This window comes from Bacteroides sp. ET225 (assembly GCF_024733745.1).
In the GTDB taxonomy this organism is placed as follows: Bacteria; Bacteroidota; Bacteroidia; order Bacteroidales; family Bacteroidaceae; genus Phocaeicola; species Phocaeicola excrementipullorum.
This window is the reverse complement of sequence record NZ_JANRHN010000010.1, coordinates 19,829-37,593: the sequence shown is the minus strand read 5'-3', so window position 1 is coordinate 37,593 and position 17,765 is coordinate 19,829. Positions and strand designations below refer to the sequence as shown.

General features: G+C 47.1%; 11 protein-coding genes. 10 read left to right on the top strand and 1 reads right to left on the bottom strand.

Going from position 1 to position 17,765, the window contains the following annotated elements:
• Nucleotides 1-40: 40 nt before the first annotated feature.
• The 9 genes from NW212_RS06470 to folE all read left to right on the top strand — a co-directional run bounded on the left by NW212_RS06470 (nucleotide 41) and on the right by folE (nucleotide 12,099).
• On the top strand, nucleotides 41-2,947 hold the full coding sequence (locus NW212_RS06470) for a chondroitinase family polysaccharide lyase (protein WP_258337830.1): 2,907 nt from the start codon (nucleotides 41-43) through the stop codon (nucleotides 2,945-2,947).
• Between the two features lie 4 nt (nucleotides 2,948-2,951).
• Nucleotides 2,952-3,926 (top strand): tRNA-dihydrouridine synthase family protein, encoded by a 975-nt coding sequence (locus tag NW212_RS06465; RefSeq protein ID WP_258337829.1) that lies wholly within the window; start codon nucleotides 2,952-2,954, stop codon nucleotides 3,924-3,926.
• 57 nt (nucleotides 3,927-3,983) lie between these two features.
• On the top strand, nucleotides 3,984-6,725 hold the full coding sequence (locus NW212_RS06460; RefSeq protein ID WP_258337828.1) for a substrate-binding domain-containing protein: 2,742 nt from the start codon (nucleotides 3,984-3,986) through the stop codon (nucleotides 6,723-6,725).
• Nucleotides 6,726-6,779: 54 nt separating this feature from the next.
• Nucleotides 6,780-7,442, top strand: a complete 663-nt coding sequence (locus NW212_RS06455) for a DUF3256 family protein (RefSeq protein WP_258337827.1) — start codon at nucleotides 6,780-6,782, stop codon at nucleotides 7,440-7,442.
• Nucleotides 7,443-7,731: 289 nt separating this feature from the next.
• Nucleotides 7,732-8,640 (top strand): M23 family metallopeptidase, encoded by a 909-nt coding sequence (locus NW212_RS06450; RefSeq protein ID WP_258337826.1) that lies wholly within the window; start codon nucleotides 7,732-7,734, stop codon nucleotides 8,638-8,640.
• 154 nt (nucleotides 8,641-8,794) lie between these two features.
• On the top strand, nucleotides 8,795-10,135 hold the full coding sequence (locus tag NW212_RS06445) for a BT_3928 family protein (RefSeq protein ID WP_375337954.1): 1,341 nt from the start codon (nucleotides 8,795-8,797) through the stop codon (nucleotides 10,133-10,135).
• A 44-nt stretch (nucleotides 10,136-10,179) separates the two neighbouring features.
• Nucleotides 10,180-10,935, top strand: a complete 756-nt coding sequence (tpiA, locus tag NW212_RS06440; protein WP_258337824.1) for a triose-phosphate isomerase — start codon at nucleotides 10,180-10,182, stop codon at nucleotides 10,933-10,935.
• 109 nt (nucleotides 10,936-11,044) lie between these two features.
• On the top strand, nucleotides 11,045-11,506 hold the full coding sequence (locus NW212_RS06435) for an SPOR domain-containing protein (protein WP_258337823.1): 462 nt from the start codon (nucleotides 11,045-11,047) through the stop codon (nucleotides 11,504-11,506).
• The gene (gene folE, locus NW212_RS06430) at nucleotides 11,506-12,099 is read left to right on the top strand and encodes a GTP cyclohydrolase I FolE (protein ID WP_258337864.1); all 594 of its coding nucleotides are present in this window, start codon (nucleotides 11,506-11,508) and stop codon (nucleotides 12,097-12,099) included. Before NW212_RS06435 ends, folE begins: the two co-directional genes overlap by 1 nt.
• Before the next feature lie 130 nt (nucleotides 12,100-12,229).
• Here folE and NW212_RS06425 read toward each other — a convergent pair whose 3' ends face one another.
• Nucleotides 12,230-14,146 carry a heparinase II/III-family protein gene (locus tag NW212_RS06425; protein WP_258337822.1) on the bottom strand — a complete coding sequence of 639 codons (1,917 nt, stop codon included), beginning with the start codon at nucleotides 14,144-14,146 and terminating at the stop codon, nucleotides 12,230-12,232.
• A gap of 447 nt (nucleotides 14,147-14,593) precedes the next feature.
• Here NW212_RS06425 and NW212_RS06420 point away from each other — a divergent pair, with 447 nt between their 5' ends.
• On the top strand, nucleotides 14,594-17,758 hold the full coding sequence (locus NW212_RS06420) for a TonB-dependent receptor (RefSeq protein WP_258337821.1): 3,165 nt from the start codon (nucleotides 14,594-14,596) through the stop codon (nucleotides 17,756-17,758).
• Nucleotides 17,759-17,765: the final 7 nt, after the last annotated feature.

The following is a 17,765-nucleotide window of genomic DNA, read 5'->3' as shown; positions in this document are numbered from 1 at the left end:
ATTGCTTGTCAAGTTGGCAGTCTTTTTATATTTTTGTTATATGAAACGGAAATTTTTTATATGCTCCATTATATGTTTGGGAGCGGCTTTATGCGGATATGCGCAGGCATGGAACTTTGAAGGTAAAGTTCCGGAAGACTTTACGGCTTCCGGGAAACACAGTTTGAGTACTTCTGCCTTGTTCTATAAGGAAGGGGCAAACAGCATGGAGTGGCAGTTTGGGCCTGAAGAGGTGCTGACGGTGAACATGAAAGAGCCGCTGTCTTTATCTTCGGGCAAGGAGGAAAATTATGGAATAGCCTTGTGGATTTATAATGAGGAGTCTCAGACCGACAGTCTGCGGTTTGAGTTTCTTTCACCTGCAGGGCATGTTTCTTATCAGTTCAGCTTTAATCTGTGTGCTGCGGGCTGGAGGGCTTGTTGGATCGGGTTTCAGCATATGCATGGCGACAAGGCTGACAAGGAAATAGCCGGATGGAGAATTGTTGCACCGAAAAGAAAAGGGCGTGTCTTTATCGACCGGCTTACTTTTCCGGTTACGAAAATGAATCTCCGTACGACGCCCGACCAGCAGATGCCTTATAACAATGCGTTGGATTTTCGCGATTTGTGGCATTGGTGCCGTGTCTGGCAATGGGAACAGCTTGCATATGATATACCGATTCCTGCAAAACTGACTTTGGAAGAAAAGAAAGAACTGGATATGATGGCTGGCCGTCTGGACGCAGCGCTGGAATTGAAGAAAGCGCCTCAAAAGCTTGTGAAGAAAGCGTATGACGTTTTTGATAAAGCAAACATCCGCCGTTCGCTGACCGGCTTTGCCGGCGCTCCGGTCGTTGCTCCGGATGAATTGAAGCGTGCGAAGGGAGAATTGTCATGGAATGATTTGGAAACGATGCTTTCCGGCTTTGCTTACGATGCTCTTTATAATGGCTCGAGCGAGGCGGAGAATAAATACTTCCTTGTTTGGGATTATGCAATGGATCAAGGGTTTGCCTATGGCAGCGGAATGGGAACAAACCATCATTACGGATATCAGGTGCGGAATATTTACACTACAGCTTGGCTGATGCGCGATAAAATATGGAAGGCTCAGAAGAGCGATGCCATTGTCGCGACACTGGCTTTTTGGGCTGCGCTGCAGGAAACGCGCCAGCCTTGTCCTCAGGGGAGGGATGAACTGCTTGACACTTGGCATACGCTGCTCCAGCCTAAGGTTGTGTCGGCTATGCTGCTTGTAGATGAAAGGGAGCGTGTGAGAGCTCTTAAGGGACTGTCACGGTGGGTGGCGTCTTCGTTGAGGTATACATCCGGTACGATCGGAGGGATAAAGGTGGACGGGACAACGTTTCATCATGGCGGCTTTTATCCGGCCTATACAACCGGTGCCTTGGCAGCAGTAGCTTCGTTTGTAGCACTGACAAAAGACACGCAGTATGAGTTGGCGGCAGACCCCCGGCAGGTGCTGAAGACGGCGCTTTTGGCGATGAGAAATTATTGCAACAAATACGAATGGGGTATCGGAATCAGTGGGAGGCATCCTTTCGGCGGGTCGATGCGGGAAGAGGATATAGCTTCGTTTGCTTCTCTTGCTCTTGCGGGCGACCTGTCGGGAGGAAAAAATGAGTTCGACCGTTCATTGGCTGCGGATTATTTGCGCTTGTGCAGAAAAGATACGCCGGAGGCGCGTTATTTCAGGAAGCAGGGAATCCGTCCTGCCAAAGCGCCGGAAGGATTCTTCGTGTACAATTATGGAGCTGCGGGAGTCTTTCGGCGCAATGACTGGATGGTGACACTGAAAGGATATAATACGGATGTCTGGGGTGCAGAGATTTATACGAAGGACAACCGTTACGGGCGTTACCAGAGTTATGGTTCCGTGCAGATAATGGGAGGAGATTCTCGCCGGACAAGCGGCTATGATGAAAACGGTTGGGATTGGAACAGGCTTCCGGGAACAACCGCCATTCATTTGCCTTTTGAGATGCTTGACAGTCCGTTGAAGGGCACGACGATGCTTAAGTCGAAGGAGCATTTTTCAGGGGCTTCCAGTTTTGAAGGAAAGAACGGAATGTTCGCCACTAAGCTGATGGAACGTGAACTGAAAAACTTTACGCCCGATTTTGTAGCCCGGAAGTCCGTGTTCTGTTTTGATAACCGGATGGTCTTTTTGGGATCAGGAATTACGAATAGCAATCGGGACTATTCTACAGAAACGACGCTTTTCCAGAGCGTATGGACTGACGATGGAGCGCATGATTTGCTTGTGGACGGAGATGTGAAAAACGAACTTGGCTTTTCCGGCGAATTTGATGTGACCGGCAAGCATCCTCTTTGTCTGCGTGACGGTTATGACAATTATTATTATATAAAGGAAGGAAATGTCAAAGTGCAGATAGCCAGACAGGAATCGCGGCATGAAAAGAAACGCACGTTGACAGAGGGCGAATTTGCTTCAGCATGGATTGATCATGGCTGTGCTCCTCAGAAGGCTTCTTATGAGTATCTGGTCTGGATTCAGCCTTCGGAAGAGCAGCTGGAGGCTGGAACACCGTTGGATTCGTATGAAGTGCTGCAATGCGATGACAAAGCGCATATTGTCCGGGATATCCCGACAGGAATTACAGCTTGTGCTGTGTTTGAAGACGTGAAGTTGGGGCAAAACGGATTGTTCTCGGAACTTCCGGCGGAAACCATGGTTATGTACAAACAGGAAGAAGCGTCGCTTCGGATAAGCGTTTGTGATCCGGATCTGGATATCAAGGAAAAGTCATATACTACTAAAGAATCCAGCAGGCCGAAAGATAAGTCTTTGGTGCTTTATGGCGATTGGAAGCTTGTGGGGAATTCGGATAAAATAACGTTGGCGGCTTCGGAAGGCATGACGGAACTGACTGTGAAATGCCAAGACGGACAGCCTGTAGAGTTTGAACTGGAGAGAATTTGAAATTATGGATGTGGCAGTAAAGAATGAAGGCGTGATGCAAGGTGGGTTTTCAGTTCAGTTTTCACCGCTTCAGGGGTATACGGATGCCGTTTATCGTCGGGCGCATGCTCGCTTTTTCGGTGGGGTGGAATGCTACTATTCTCCTTTTGTCCGGATCGAACATGGAGAGATCCGCCGTAAGGATATGCGTGACATTGAGCCTGAGAACAATGAAAACCTAAGCCTTGTTCCCCAGTTTATAGCTTCCGACAGGGATAAGGCGGAGCATATTCTTTCGCTTTTTGTAGAGAAAGGATACCGCAATGCGAATCTTAATTTGGGGTGTCCGTTTCCTGTACTTGCCAGACGGCATAATGGTGCAGGCATGTTGCCTTATCCGGATGAGGTTGAAAGTTTGCTGACAGGTGTTGCGGAAGGCTTTCCTCAATTGTCTTTGTCTGTCAAGCTTAGGCTGGGGTGGGACAGCCCGGACGAATGTCTGGCACTGCTGCCCTTGCTTAACCGTTTGCCTTTGTCGGCCGTCATTCTTCATCCGCGGCTGGGAAGGCAGCAATACAAGGGGAGTGTTGATCTCGATGCTTTTGCCGCCTTTTATGACGCTTGTGAGAAACCTCTTTTTTATAACGGTGATTTGCTCTCTGCGGATGATATCTCCGATATACATGAACGGTTTCCCCGTCTTGCCGGTGTGGCTGTCGGGCGTGGACTTTTGGCAAATCCGGCATTGGCGTTGGAGTATCGCCAGGGAAGCGCATTGCCTGAAGCGGAAAAGATGGAAAGAATCAGAAAAATGCATGATTTTGTTTTTGACGCTTATTCCAGGCAGCTCCAAGGAGGTGATGCCCAGTTATTGACAAAGATGAAGAGCTTTTGGGATTATCTGCTTCCGGATGCCGACCGGAAGGCGCGCAAGGCTGTGTTAAAGGCAACAAAGCTTGGCGCGTATCACGCTGCGGTGAGCAGTTTGACTGGCAAATGATTTTAGTTTGAGATTTCCCGTTTTTTTTTTAGTTTTGTGGCTTGTAAATAGTAAGCCATGAAAACAGTATTAGCCTTTATCGTATCTTTGGTGGCACTGGCTGCCTGTTCGGATGAAAAAGAACATTTGGTAATTGGCGTTTCGCAATGCAGTGATGATGAGTGGAGGACACAGATGAACAGGGAAATGCTTCGGGAAGCCTTGTTCTATCCTGAAACGGAAGTGAAGATTCGTTCGGCAAAAGATAACAGCGGAATTCAGATAGAAGATATCGAAACGTTCATCAAGGAAAGAGTGGATGCGCTGGTTGTTTCTCCCAATGAAGCTGAAACGGTAACTCCTGTAATTGAAAAGGCTTTCGATGCGGGCATTCCGGTGATATTGGTCGACAGGAAGATTCATTCGGGAAAATATACAGCTTATGTAGGTGCAGACAACTACGATATTGGCCGGCGTGCCGGGTTTTACATCGTTAATCGTCTGCATGGAAAGGGGCATGTGGTAGAGATCACCGGACTGAGGGGCTCAACCTCGGCCGAAGAGCGTCATCGTGGCTTTATGGATGCGTTGGCCGAATCTCCTGAAATGGAGGTAGTGGCTAGAGCGGATGCAGGCTTTTTTCAGCAGAAAGCTGAGGACAAGTTTGATTCGATTCTAGCCCGGCATAAAGACATTGATCTGGTGTTTGCCCAAAACGACCGCATGGCGATCGGCGCTTATCAGGCGGCTTTGAAGTGCGGGCGGCAGAAGGATATGTTGTTTGTCGGGATTGATGCAGTTTCGGGAGAAGGGTATGGAGTGGAGAAAGTGGCTTCCGGTGAACTGGACGCAACGTTCATTTATCCGACATCTGGGGATAAGGTAATGCAGGTGGTGATGGCGGTTTTGGAAGGCAAGCCATACGACAGGGATACCAAACTGCAGACTGCATTGGTTGACAAGTCGAACGCCCGTGTCATGGAGATGCAGACGGAGCATATCTTTGAATTGGACAAGAAAATCGAATATCTGAATAAGAAGGTAGATGCTTATTTCCTTCGTTACTCTTCCCAGCGCATGTTCCTGTATGCATGTATTGTCATTCTTTTGCTTGTGGGAGCATTGCTGGTTTTCGTTGTCCGTGCATTTTGGACAAAAAACAGGCTTAATGCAGAACTTTCGTGCCAGAAGATGAAGCTGGAGGAACAGCGTGATCAGCTGATTGATCTTTCTCATCAGTTGGAAGAGGCAACTCATGCGAAACTGGCTTTCTTTACCAATGTGTCGCATGATTTCCGCACGCCTCTGACGCTGATAGCCGATCCGGTGGATCAGCTGTTGCAAAGCCGTAACTTGAATGAACATGAACGCTCTTTGCTTAACATTGCACATAAGAATGTTGTTGTTCTGCTCCGGCTGATCAATCAGATATTGGATTTCAGGAAATTTGAGAACGGCAAGCTCAAGCTGCATCTTTCCGAGTTCGACATTTGCAGCGAGATGAAGGAGTGGACCGAAGCGTTCCGCACCTTGTCGTTCCGTAAGCATATCCGTTTTGACATGTCTGTTGATGAGGCCGGGCAGGGATACGTTGTGATAGCTGATGCAGAAAAGCTGGAGCGCATTACCTATAATTTATTGTCGAATGCCTTCAAGTTTACTCCAGAAAATGGCCGCATATCCGTCAGGCTCTCACGGTTTAGGCGGGATGAGGCTGATTGGCTGAGAATGCAGTTTTCTGATACGGGCATAGGCATGTCGGCCGAGCATGTGCAGCACATTTTCGAACGCTTCTACCAAATAGATGTGCATCATGCCGGTTCGGGTATCGGACTGGCTTTGGTGAAGGCTTTTGTGGAAATGCACAAAGGGGTGATTCGGGTAGAAAGCGGAAAAGAAAAGGGGACGGCTTTTATAATTGAAATACCGATGCGCCAGGCTGGTGCATTGGAAGAGGGATTGCAGCGCAATGTGATGCTGACAAACCTGAAGGAAGGAGCTGTGCTTGACGCGGATCTGGAAACCGTCAGCCAGCAAGATGATAAGTTCATTCCGGAAGATAAGGAAACGGTGCTGGTCATTGATGACAATCAGGACATACGCGACTATGTGCGTATGCTTTTGCAAGGGAAATATACGGTGATTGAAGCCGTTAACGGACAAGAGGGGGTGAAGCAGGCAATGAAATATGTTCCCGATGCGATCATTTGCGATGTGATGATGCCGGTGATGGACGGTATGGAGTGCTGCAAACGGTTGAAGAGCGAGCTTCAGACATCTCATATTCCTGTGATGATGCTTACGGCATATGCAATGGATGAGCAAAAGATCAAAGGATATGAATGTGGCGCCGATTCTTATTTGTCGAAACCTTTCAGCGCGAAGTTGCTGCTGACCCGTCTTCACAATCTGATAGCCAATCATAAGCGGCTGAAATCCTTTTTCAGTGACCGCGCTGCCACGGTGCAGGAAACACCCTTGGGCAATATTGACAAGGGGTTTGTTGACAGGCTGTATGACTTGATTGAAAAACGGATGAGTGATTCTGATTTGAATGTGGAGAATATTGGAAGCGAGATCGGTCTTGGACGTGTGCAGTTGTACAGAAAGACCAAGGCACTGACCGGTTATTCTCCGAATGAGCTGCTTCGGATTGTCCGGTTGAGGAAAGCTTCGGCTTTGATGGCTTCTACGGAGAAGACGATAGCTGAGATCGCTTATGAAGTCGGATTCAGTTCTCCGTCGTATTTTGCGCGTTGTTATAAAGATTATTTCGGAGAAAGTCCCACAGACTTTCTGAAAAGGAAAAATGGGAAATGATGGCTGCGGTTCGGCAAATAGTTGTATCTTTGGCTCGGATTTAGAACAAAGTTTATGAAGCGTATTGTTATAGGACTTGCATTGATTTTGTGTTATGCGTGCGGATTGCGGTCGCAAGACTTGAAATCCTTGTTTGTGGCTTTGCCTGATTCATTATCTCCACTGTTGACGGAAGTCAATCGGGCGGATTTCGGAGACTTTTTGGCAAGCAACATGAAGGCGGAAGTGAAAAACCGTTTTGGCAATATTTCGGAAATGACCCGGCTGACAGATGATTACCTGTCGGTTAGACTGACATCGGCCAGTACATTGGAAATGAAGCTTCTTCCGATGAACGACAGCGTCAATGTTGTCTGTGTGGTGAAGACTTATATGGCACCGGCTGCTGACAGCAAGGTTTCTTTCTTTACTTCCGACTGGAAAGAGCTTCCTGCCGGCGACTATTTGCAGCTCCCGCTTGAAACGGACTTTTATCTTTCTCCTCAGACAGAGGCGGGAAAGGACTCGTTGGATAATCTGCGTTCGTATGCCGACATGTATCTGCTGAAAGCGGAACTTTCCGCCGAAAGCCCTTCCATTTCGTTTGTCTATAGCACTCCTGACTATCTGGATAAGGGGACGGCAGACAAATTGAAGGCCTATCTGCGTTCTTGTCCGCTTCGCTATGAATGGAGTGCAGGCAAGTTCGTGAGGAAAGAAGATTCAGGCAATATTTGATCATGCGATATCGCCGGCTGTTTTTTATGTTGTAAAGCAGGAATCTGCGCTTCGTGAATTGATTTCAACTGAAAATACATAAAAAATAGTTAATCATCCGGTGTGGGCAAAGAGAAAAATATTATCTTTGGAACAATTTGTTGGATATGATAGACTATCCTTCATAAAGAGGGGGAGAATATCGCCGTTTTTAGTTGATTTGTGTAAACCTGTAGTGGTATTCTGAAGACGTTCGAAACTTTCTCAAAAAGTTTGCCGACGGATACTTGCTGAAAAATATTATAACGTAATGATTTTAAAATGTATTAGAACAGTGACGATGGCGGCTTTGGCCTTTGTGAGTGTAAATGTCTGCGGACAGGACTTGCTGGCTCGACAGGCTCCCATCGACAGAAAATTGAAAGCTGTAGACTCATTGGCGTTGATACGCCAGATCAAGGCGGAGCAGGCCGTTTATCCTGCATATAGTCTTTATCCGAACTGGAGCCATGACCGCGTCCATGCCTATGGTAATACAGTGCAAATCCCCGACAGCTTCCGTATAGATCTTACAGGCTTCTGCATGCCGACAACTCACACTAAAATTACTTCTAAATGCGGCCCTCGCTGGCGGCGTATGCATAACGGACTGGATATAAAAGTTTATATCGGCGATACAATCCGTGCTGCATTCGACGGGCGCGTGCGTATGGTGAAGTATGAACGCCGCGGATACGGCAAATATGTGGTGATTCGTCATGATAATGGTCTGGAAACGATTTATGGACACTTGTCGAAACAGATTGTGGATGAGGACCAGTATGTGAAGGCGGGAGATCCGATCGGTCTTGGAGGAAATACGGGCCGTTCGACCGGTTCTCACTTGCATTTTGAAACACGTTTTCTCGGGGAAGTGATCAATCCGGAATTCATGTTTGACTTTCCGAATCAGGATATTGTAGCCGACAGTTATCTGTTCGTTCGTGGTGCCAACCGTTACACTTACCAGCGCACGAGGGCATTGGCTGCCGTGAAAGCGGGCAAGTCGGGTGCGGATGAAGCTGAAAAGGCTGCGATCCGTTACCATAAGATCCGTAAAGGCGATACGTTGGGCCGCATATCGCGTATCTATCATGTTTCGATTGACAAGCTGTGCCGTCTGAATGGCATCAAGCGCACGACGGTTCTTCGGATCGGGCAAGTATTGAGATGTTCATAAATAATTATCTACTTTGATATTTCAGTGGGCCATCCCGAATGAAGTTGGTAACGCTTCGTTCCGGATGGCTTTTTTATATGGAATTTTTGTTGGCTGCTCCGTGAAAAAACTGTATTTTTGCAGGTGCAGAAAAATTGTTTATTGAGATAGAACTTTGGCGAGCAAACATTTACATATACATGACGCAATTGTAATTGGAGCAAATACATGCCGTTTTCTTTTGGCGGCTGTTTTTCTGTTTTCCGGATTCGTTAAGGCTAATGATCCGTTGGGCACGGTTTATAAAGTGCAGGATTATCTGGACGCATGGGGAGCGTTTAGTCTGAGCGGCGGTTCGTTTCCTTATCTGGCGAGTTTCTTGATGGCTGCCTTTGAGTTCAGCATCGGCGTTTATCTTCTTTTTGGAATCCGCCGTTGGGCGACTTCCATTTTGGTTCTTCTCTTCATGTCGGTCATGACTCCCCTTACTTTATGGCTGGCTATTGCGAACCCGATTTCGGACTGCGGTTGTTTTGGCGATGCGGTAGTGCTGACCAATTGGGAAACTTTTTTCAAGAATCTGGTGCTGCTGGCTGCCGCTGTCTGCCTGTTCAAATGGAGGAGGTTTATCTTTAAGCTTGTGACAACCAAGGTAGACTGGCTGATATCATTGTACAGCATAATCTTTATTCTGTTTTTTACAATTTTCTGTTACCGTTATCTGCCTGTGTTTGATTTTCTTCCTTATCATATAGGGGCGGATATCCGCAAAGGTATAGAAATACCGGAGGGTGAAAAGCCTTCTGTGTATGAAACGATCTTTACGTATGAAAAGGACGGAGTGAAAAAGGATTTTACCATAGATAACTATCCAGGCGACTCCCTCTGGACTTTTGTTGATTCTCATACGGTCTTGAAGGAAAAAGGTTATGAACCTCCCATACAGGATTTTGCATTGATGTCATATGAGGACGGAACAAATTTGACTGATGAGATATTGGCTGACAGCCAATATGTTTTTCTGCTGGTAGCTCCCTGGCTGGATCGGGCTGATGACAGTTCGATAGACTTGATCAATGAAATTTACGACTACAGTGTGGAGCATGACTACCGTTTCTTGTGTGTGACCTCTTCAACAGATGAGGCGATATCGGCGTGGCAGGAAAATACAGGAGCCGAATATCCGTTTGCTTTGGCAGATGAGATAACATTGAAAAGCATGGTCCGCTACAATCCCGGACTGATGCTGCTGAAGAACGGTGTGGTGCTCAATAAATGGAGTGCGAATGCGCTGCCTGATGAATATCAGCTCAATGCTCCTCTTGACCGTTTGCCTTTGGGAGAGATACAGCTCAAGGGCGTATCCAGAAAATTGATGGAGGTGACCGGAAGTTTTCTGGCTCCGCTGGCGGCTTTGACAATTATAGATCTGCTTTGGATGAAATATCGCAGGAGGAAGGAGAAGAAACAGAAAAAAGTTCCCGACAGAGCGGATAATGGGAATCCTGAGGAATGATTGATACATTGACTATAAATACTAACCCTTTAAAATTAAACAAAATGAGAAAGAACATTGTAGCAGGTAACTGGAAAATGAACAAGAACCTGCAGGAAGGTATTGCTTTGGCAAAGGAATTGAACGAAGTGCTGACCGCAGACAAGCCGAATTGCGACGTGATTATTTGCACTCCGTTTATCCATCTGGCTTCTGTGACTCCGATCGTTGACAGCGCTATCATTGGCGTAGGTGCCGAGAACTGTGCAGACAAGGCTTCTGGTGCGTATACCGGTGAAGTTTCGGCTGAGATGGTGGCATCAACAGGTGCTCAGTATGTTATTCTGGGACATTCAGAACGCCGTGCATATTATCATGAAACAGTTGAAATCCTGGCTGAAAAGGTTAAACTGGCATTGGCCAACAACCTGAAGCCGATTTTCTGCATCGGTGAAGTACTGGCAGAACGTGAAGCAAACAAGCAGAACGAAGTTGTTGAAGCTCAGTTGGCTTCTGTATTCTCTCTGTCGGCTGAAGATTTCAGCAAGGTTATTCTGGCTTATGAGCCGGTTTGGGCTATCGGTACGGGAAAGACCGCAACTCCGGAGCAGGCAGAAGAAATCCACGCACATATCCGTTCGCTGGTTGCAGCCAAGTATGGCAATGAGGTGGCTGAAAATACTTCTATCCTTTACGGAGGAAGCTGCAAGCCTTCAAATGCAAAAGAACTGTTTGCAAAACCGAATGTTGACGGCGGACTGATCGGCGGTGCTGCACTGAAGGCTGCTGACTTCAAGGGCATTATCGATGCTTTCAAATAATCTGGCAGAACAGCTTTAACGTTTTATATTTTATACAGGGGAGCAGAAACAGGCGCTCTTTCAGCGTGCATTTTTGCTTCTCTGTGCTTTTATTTTTAATCCGGACATTATGAAATATCTTTTCTTTTCTGTCGTTGCTTTTCTGGTCAGTGCTGCCGGAGCATACGCACAAAGCAATATTATCGAGAGTTTGCAGACTCGCCGTGCAGGTGAAGGAGTTGTGACTGTTCATCAGGATGCGCAAATCTCCGGAATGATCGGCAAGCGCTATGTACTTTCACCGTCAGAACAGCCGAATGTTTTGAGGACCAGAGGATTCCGCGTGCAAGTGTATGCCGGGAACAATTCCCGCCAGGCGCGTTCGCAAGCGTATGATGTGGCGGCAAAGGTGAAGGAGGAATTTCCAGATATGCCGGTTTATACCTATTTCCAGCCCCCACGCTGGTTGTGCCGCGTTGGTGACTATAAGACTATGGAGGAGGCTCATTCGGCAATGCGTATGCTGAAAGCGACAGGCGTCTTCAAGGAAGTGTCCATTGTGCGCGAACAAATAAATATACCGATAGAATGATGATTGACAACAGCTTGATAAACTGGCCGGAAGAGAAGGTAGAGAAACTGAAGGCGCATTACGCTGAAATCCTTTCGCTGCTGGGAGAGGATCCGAATCGTGAAGGGTTGCTGAAAACCCCGGAAAGAGTGGCCAAGGCCATGCTTACTTTGACCCGCGGATATGAAATGGATCCCAGGGAGGTTTTGAATGCGGCGAAGTTCAAGGAGCCTTACAGTCAGATGGTCATAGTAAAAGACATCGATTTCTTTTCGATGTGCGAACATCACATGCTTCCTTTTTACGGGAAGGCGCATGTGGCTTATATCCCTAACGGATATATTACGGGATTGAGCAAGATTGCCCGTGTGGTGGATATTTTTTCTCACCGCCTGCAGGTTCAGGAGCGCATGACGCTGCAGATCAAAGAGTGTATTCAAGAAACCTTGAATCCGCTGGGAGTAATGGTGGTTGTTGAAGCGAAACACATGTGTATGCAGATGCGTGGTGTGGAGAAACAGAATTCGGTCACGACTACCTCCGATTTTACGGGGGCTTTCAACCAGGCCAAAACCCGTGAAGAATTCATGAACCTTATTCGGGCGAGATACTGACCTGAGGCGATACCGTTTTGAATACAAAGGCACAAAGTCGCAGAACTTTTGTATTGAACTTGAATGCGTTTTCTCTGTGGCTTCGTGCCTCTGCGTTCGTCTTGCAGAATTGTTGCGTTATTCTGCAAGGTCAAAAACTGACCGTGAACTTATAGTTTCCTTCTTTAGACAGACGCTTTGCCGTAAACGAGATTCTGTAGATTTCCTTTCCCCAAACATTCGACAGTGTCGGATCGGTAAGCGGTATCGTTTCTTTTGATGCCTCAAACTCGTCCGGATTGAACTTTATGGTTGCGGAAATGTTTTCTCTGCTGATGCTTACCTTGTCGCCTTCGATGCTGATGTTCCCCCAAGTCATGAAGTTGATCTGATTGGGAGCAGTGGCTTCTTCAAGACTGAACTTGTCCCTGATGACCAGTTGGTTGTTCTTAAGCTGATACGAGCGGATCCAGTCTTTGATTCCGGCTTCCGCAGGGTAGGCTTCTTTTAGGTTCAGCCTGAACTCGTTGGGAGAGGCTTCTGCATCTTGGGCCTTGTATTTTCTTCCGTATTTTTGAGGAGTGCCATTGACGACGGGCAGATTGTGATAGTTGCTTTGCATGGTCCATATCTTGTATCTTTCCGAACTGAATGTTTGTTTGGTATAGGTGCCTACTCCTGCATCCAGAAATACCGGGGTGCCCTGCACCCATAGGGAGAAAGTTCCGATGTCGTTGTGGTTGTGGCTTTCGTCGTTATATCCTCCTTTGGCGGCAAAGAAGGCTTTTCCTTTCTTTATGTAGCAGAATTGCGTTTCCGGATACCAGATGAAGTCGGGAGTTTCGTGCGCCGGAGCATATCCGGACAGCTCTGCATCTGCTTTCAGCCCTTCCAGTATTCTGTAGAAATCTCTGCTTGCAAGCGTGATCCTGTTTTTCTGCTTTTGTTTGAGATAGGCGGCGAACTGCTTCATCCGGCTGCTTCCGATAGCCTGTCCGAACCGGAAAATCAGCTGGGGATCTCCTCCTCCTTTGGCAGATGCGTCTGCAAAGTTGACCACCCATCCGTTTCCTACATAGCTGTTTGATATGTATTCTGCCATGTTTCTGATCTGGCTGTCCTCAAAGAAGTTGATGCGGTTGCCTGTGATGTCCGACAGCAGGACGAGGTAATCCAGCACTTTCCCTGATGCATGTCCCCAGTAAGAAGGCCCTTCTTCGCAGGCTCCGTCGCTATGTACGTAATTCAGGAATTTATCCACAGACTGGATGCTTCTCCAGATTGCTGCCTCAAGCCGTTGCGGATTGTTTTCCAGGAGCATGAATGTCATGAGCGCATTGCTGTTGCACCATGGATTCCAGTTGTTTATCATGTTTCCTTCCTTATAGTTGACTGCCATCCACCAGAATCTGTCGTCCTCAAGATATGGTTTCATGATGCGTTTGTCCAGTTCATGATAAAGCCTTCGGGAGATTTCCGGATCTGTTTTGTCGAAGGTGTCGTGCATGAAATAATAGGTCCATGCAAGGATGTTTCCCAAATCTCCTGCTGTCAGGTCGATCAGATCATATTCGTATGAAGGAAGCGAGCGGCCGGACGGCTGGTTGGGGAGATGTGCCGACAGAGCCCATGAAGTCATTTCGCAGGTGTGGAACACTCCGTTTATCAGCTGGTCGGTGAAGCGTCCTTTTCCTTCTGCCAGTTCTGCCAGCAGCAGTTGTACGATGGCATAGTTGTTTGCATCGAACGGTGATTCCATGATCTTGCGGTTTCCGCTTCTTTCAAACTCGAGATAGTCGGTTGCGGTAATCACCTTCCATTCGTGCTTCAGCTGCTTTTCTCCGTTTCTGATGACTGTTTCCTTATTTTTGCCCAGCAGCTTGTCCCATCCTTCCCGGTCTGCATAGGATGGATAGTCCACCCATTTCTGTTGCGTGACCAGATAGTCTGAGATTTGTTCTCGGGTGATTTTGCTTTGCAGCAGGTTTCTTTCCGTATATGCCTCCAGCGTTGCCGGAAATGCCGCCAGGAATGTAATGACTGCCAGAAAAAAGTTTTTAGTTTTCATAGATGTTGATTTTATAGAATTTTGCGGTTAAATGTAGGCAGAATGATTGAATTATGCAAACGCGCCTTTTGTATCTCCAAGCCGGGAAATGCTGTTTTCTGTTCTGAAAAACGTGCTTTTTCACCCTTCAATTTGCAAACGGCATCGTGGTTTCTATAAACGACGTTGTGGTTTGTACGAACCGCATTGTGGTTTGTATAAACAACATTGTTGTTTATAACTTCCTCCGTCGAATTTCGATTATTCTTCTTTTGCGGCAGGAGCATTTTTTGCGGATGTGCTCCTTTTGCTTTTTGTGATTTTTTATTATGGATTAAGGTATTTGATGAATTTTTTCGGACTAAAATTGAATAGATTAAAAACTTTCTTTATATTTGCTCCCGATATAATTGAAACCGAATTATATGACCAACTAAAATTTAATGCTTAATGAAAACGGAAAAACGAATGACAGTCCTTTATTCTAAAAGGATGTTGTTGGGAGCATCGCTCATTTTTGCTGCCACAAACGTGATGGGAGCCGTTGGTTCTTCTCCTGTTTCCCATGTAGACGCTGTAGAGAGTATCCTTCAGCAGAAAGAAATCTCTGGTACCGTAGTGGATGGTTCGGGGGAACCTGTTATCGGTGCGAATGTTGTTGTCAAGGGCACGACGAACGGTACGATTACTGATCTGGATGGAAAATTCACACTGAAAGTTCCTGCAGAGTGTGTTGTTGTGGTGTCTTATATTGGCTATAACAGCCAGGAAATCAGAGTTACATCATCGACCACCCGGTTGTCTGTGTCGTTGAAGGAAGATTCAAAGACACTGGACGAAGTTGTAGTTGTCGGTTATGGTGTGCAGAAAAAGGTGAACCTTTCCGGTTCTGTTTCTTCCATTAATATGGACGAACTGACCGAGAGCCGCCCGATTACCAACGTTTCTCATGCCCTGGCAGGTATGGCCGCCGGTGTGAATGTGCAGTCGGCAAGCAACCAGCCCGGTAATGACGATGCAACCATCCAGGTGCGCGGGCAAGGAACTCTGAACGACTCTGCGCCTCTCGTCATCATCGACGGTGTGGAATCGAGCATCAGCTCTGTAAGCCCTCAGGATATTGAGGCGATGTCTGTGCTGAAAGATGCGGCTTCGGCTGCCATTTACGGTTCGCGTGCCGCCAACGGTGTTATCCTGATTACCACCAAGCAGGGCAAGGCCGGAAGCATGAAGATTGACTACAACGGTTATGTTTCGTTCACTTCGCCTACCATCCCGGGCACGATGGATCCGGTGTCGAATTATGCGGACTATATGGAGCTGATCAATGAAGGATTGTTCCAGTCAGGGCAGGCTACTGTATTCAGCCAGGCAAAAATAGACGAATGGCGCAATGCCGGGGGAAGTGACCCGTTGAAATATCCTAATACGAACTGGCTGGACGATTCGTTCCAGAATTCTGTTGCTCACAATCATGTGCTTTCAATGAGCGGAGGAAGCGAGAAAATCCGTTTCTATTCTTCGTTCGGTTATCAGAACAATCCGGGCATCATGGAGAATACCGGCTTCGAAAAGTTCAGCGGCCGTGTGAATGTTACAGCCGATATCAAGCCTTGGCTGACTCTCGGCGCTTATGTGAACGGATATGTATCTAATATGGATCCGGCCGCCAACTATGATAAGGATGATGCAACCACAGCGGTAAGCGAAGTGTTTACATATGCTTCAGCCACAACTCCGGGTATGGTATTCCGTTCGCCGGACGGCAGATATGGCAGTGTCAACAATACGGAAGATGCCTCGCAGGCTCAGACCAATAATCCGTTGAGGCGTTTGAACGCTGTGGCCGGAAACATCCGCAAGACCAATATGCGTGCCCGTTTTCTCGGAACCTTGAAGCCGGTAGAAGGCCTTTCCATTACGGCTTCCTATACATACGAGTTCCTGGATGAGTATCGTTCGCTCAAGCCTGTGTTCTTTGATCTGTGGAACTTCTATTCCAATACGATTACGTCGCCGGCAGGAGGTGATACATGGATTCGGAATTACAACGGAAAGACGGAACGCTTCTTCGGTGATGTGACCGCACGTTATGAAACGCGTTTCCTGAAAGACCGTCTGGGATTGACCGCTTTGGTTGGTGCCAGCCAGGAGCGTTATCGCAACCATTATTTCAGTGCCTATAAGAAAGATATGATCGACTTGAGTCTGAACACGATGGATGCGGCTATCGGCGATGCTACGGCATCAGGAACAAGCACGGAATGGGCGATGCGTTCGTTCTTTGGCCGTATCAATCTGGACTGGGAAAGCAAGTATCTTCTTGAATTGAACCTCCGCGCGGATCAGTCTTCACGTTTCTTGTCGAACAATCGCACCGGTTATTTCCCTTCGGCATCGGCCGCATGGCGTATTGACCAGGAACCGTTTATGGCGAATGTTGTAGACAAAGGACTGAGCAATCTGAAGCTTCGTTTGTCTTACGGTGCGCTGGGTAACAATTCTGTAGGCAACTATGATGCCATCTCGACTTATGCGACTTCCAATTATACAGTCGGAAATACGTTGGCTTTGGGTATGGCTCAGATCGCTTTGGCAAATGCCGGCCTTACATGGGAAACTACTTATGTAACCAATGTGGGTGTTGACTTCGGCTTCTTTAACAATCGCTTGACCGGTACTTTCGATTATTTCCATAAAAGGACAAAGGATATTCTGATTGATTTGCCGGCTCCTATCGTTCACGGAACAGCTTCAATCCCCAAGCAGAACAGTGCGACGGTTACAAACAAAGGTATCGAATTCACTTTGGGATGGCAGGATAAAGTGGGAGATTTCTCTTACGGAATAACCGGAAACTTTACATACGTGAAGAATATGGTTGATAAATACAAAGGAAAAGACAAGGGAGGAATGACCATCAGCGGTGCTAATGTGATTTGGGAAGGACATCCCATTAACTCCCAGTATCTGCTGCAGGTAGACCGCATCATTCAGACAGACGAAGATCTGGCTATAGTAAACGAGATGTTGGCTAAGAATCCGAACGCATTTGATGCCTTCGGCGTGCCTGAGAAGGGTGACTTTCTGTATAAGGATGTGGACGACAACGGCATCATCGACTTGAACGACCGCGACATTGTGAGCGACGGCCCGAATCCCAAGTTCCAGTTCGGCTTGAATCTGAACGTTGCATGGAAAGGAATAGATTTCGCTGTCTTGTTCCAAGGTCAGGCCGGAGGAGAAGCTTATTGGCAGAACTACCTTGTAAATGCTTCTACTGTAAGATATGGTTATCAGCTGAATAAAGAGGTTTGTGAAGGAAGATGGTACGAAGGACGTACAGACGCCACTTATCCCAGACTGCTGGATTATCAGGATAAGAGAAATACACAGAACAGCGACTTCTATCTGGAAAACCTGTCGTTCCTTAAAATCCGTAATATCCAGTTGGGCTACACCTTGCCAAAGGCTTGGATGAACAAGCTGACTCTTGACAGAATCCGTGTTTATGCAAGTATGGAGAATTTCTTTACGTTCACTTCATTCAGAGGATTTGATCCGGAGCTGGGAACGAGTCTGGCTTATCCTGCGATGAAGAATATGGTAATCGGCGTTAATGTTACATTTTAATTGAAAA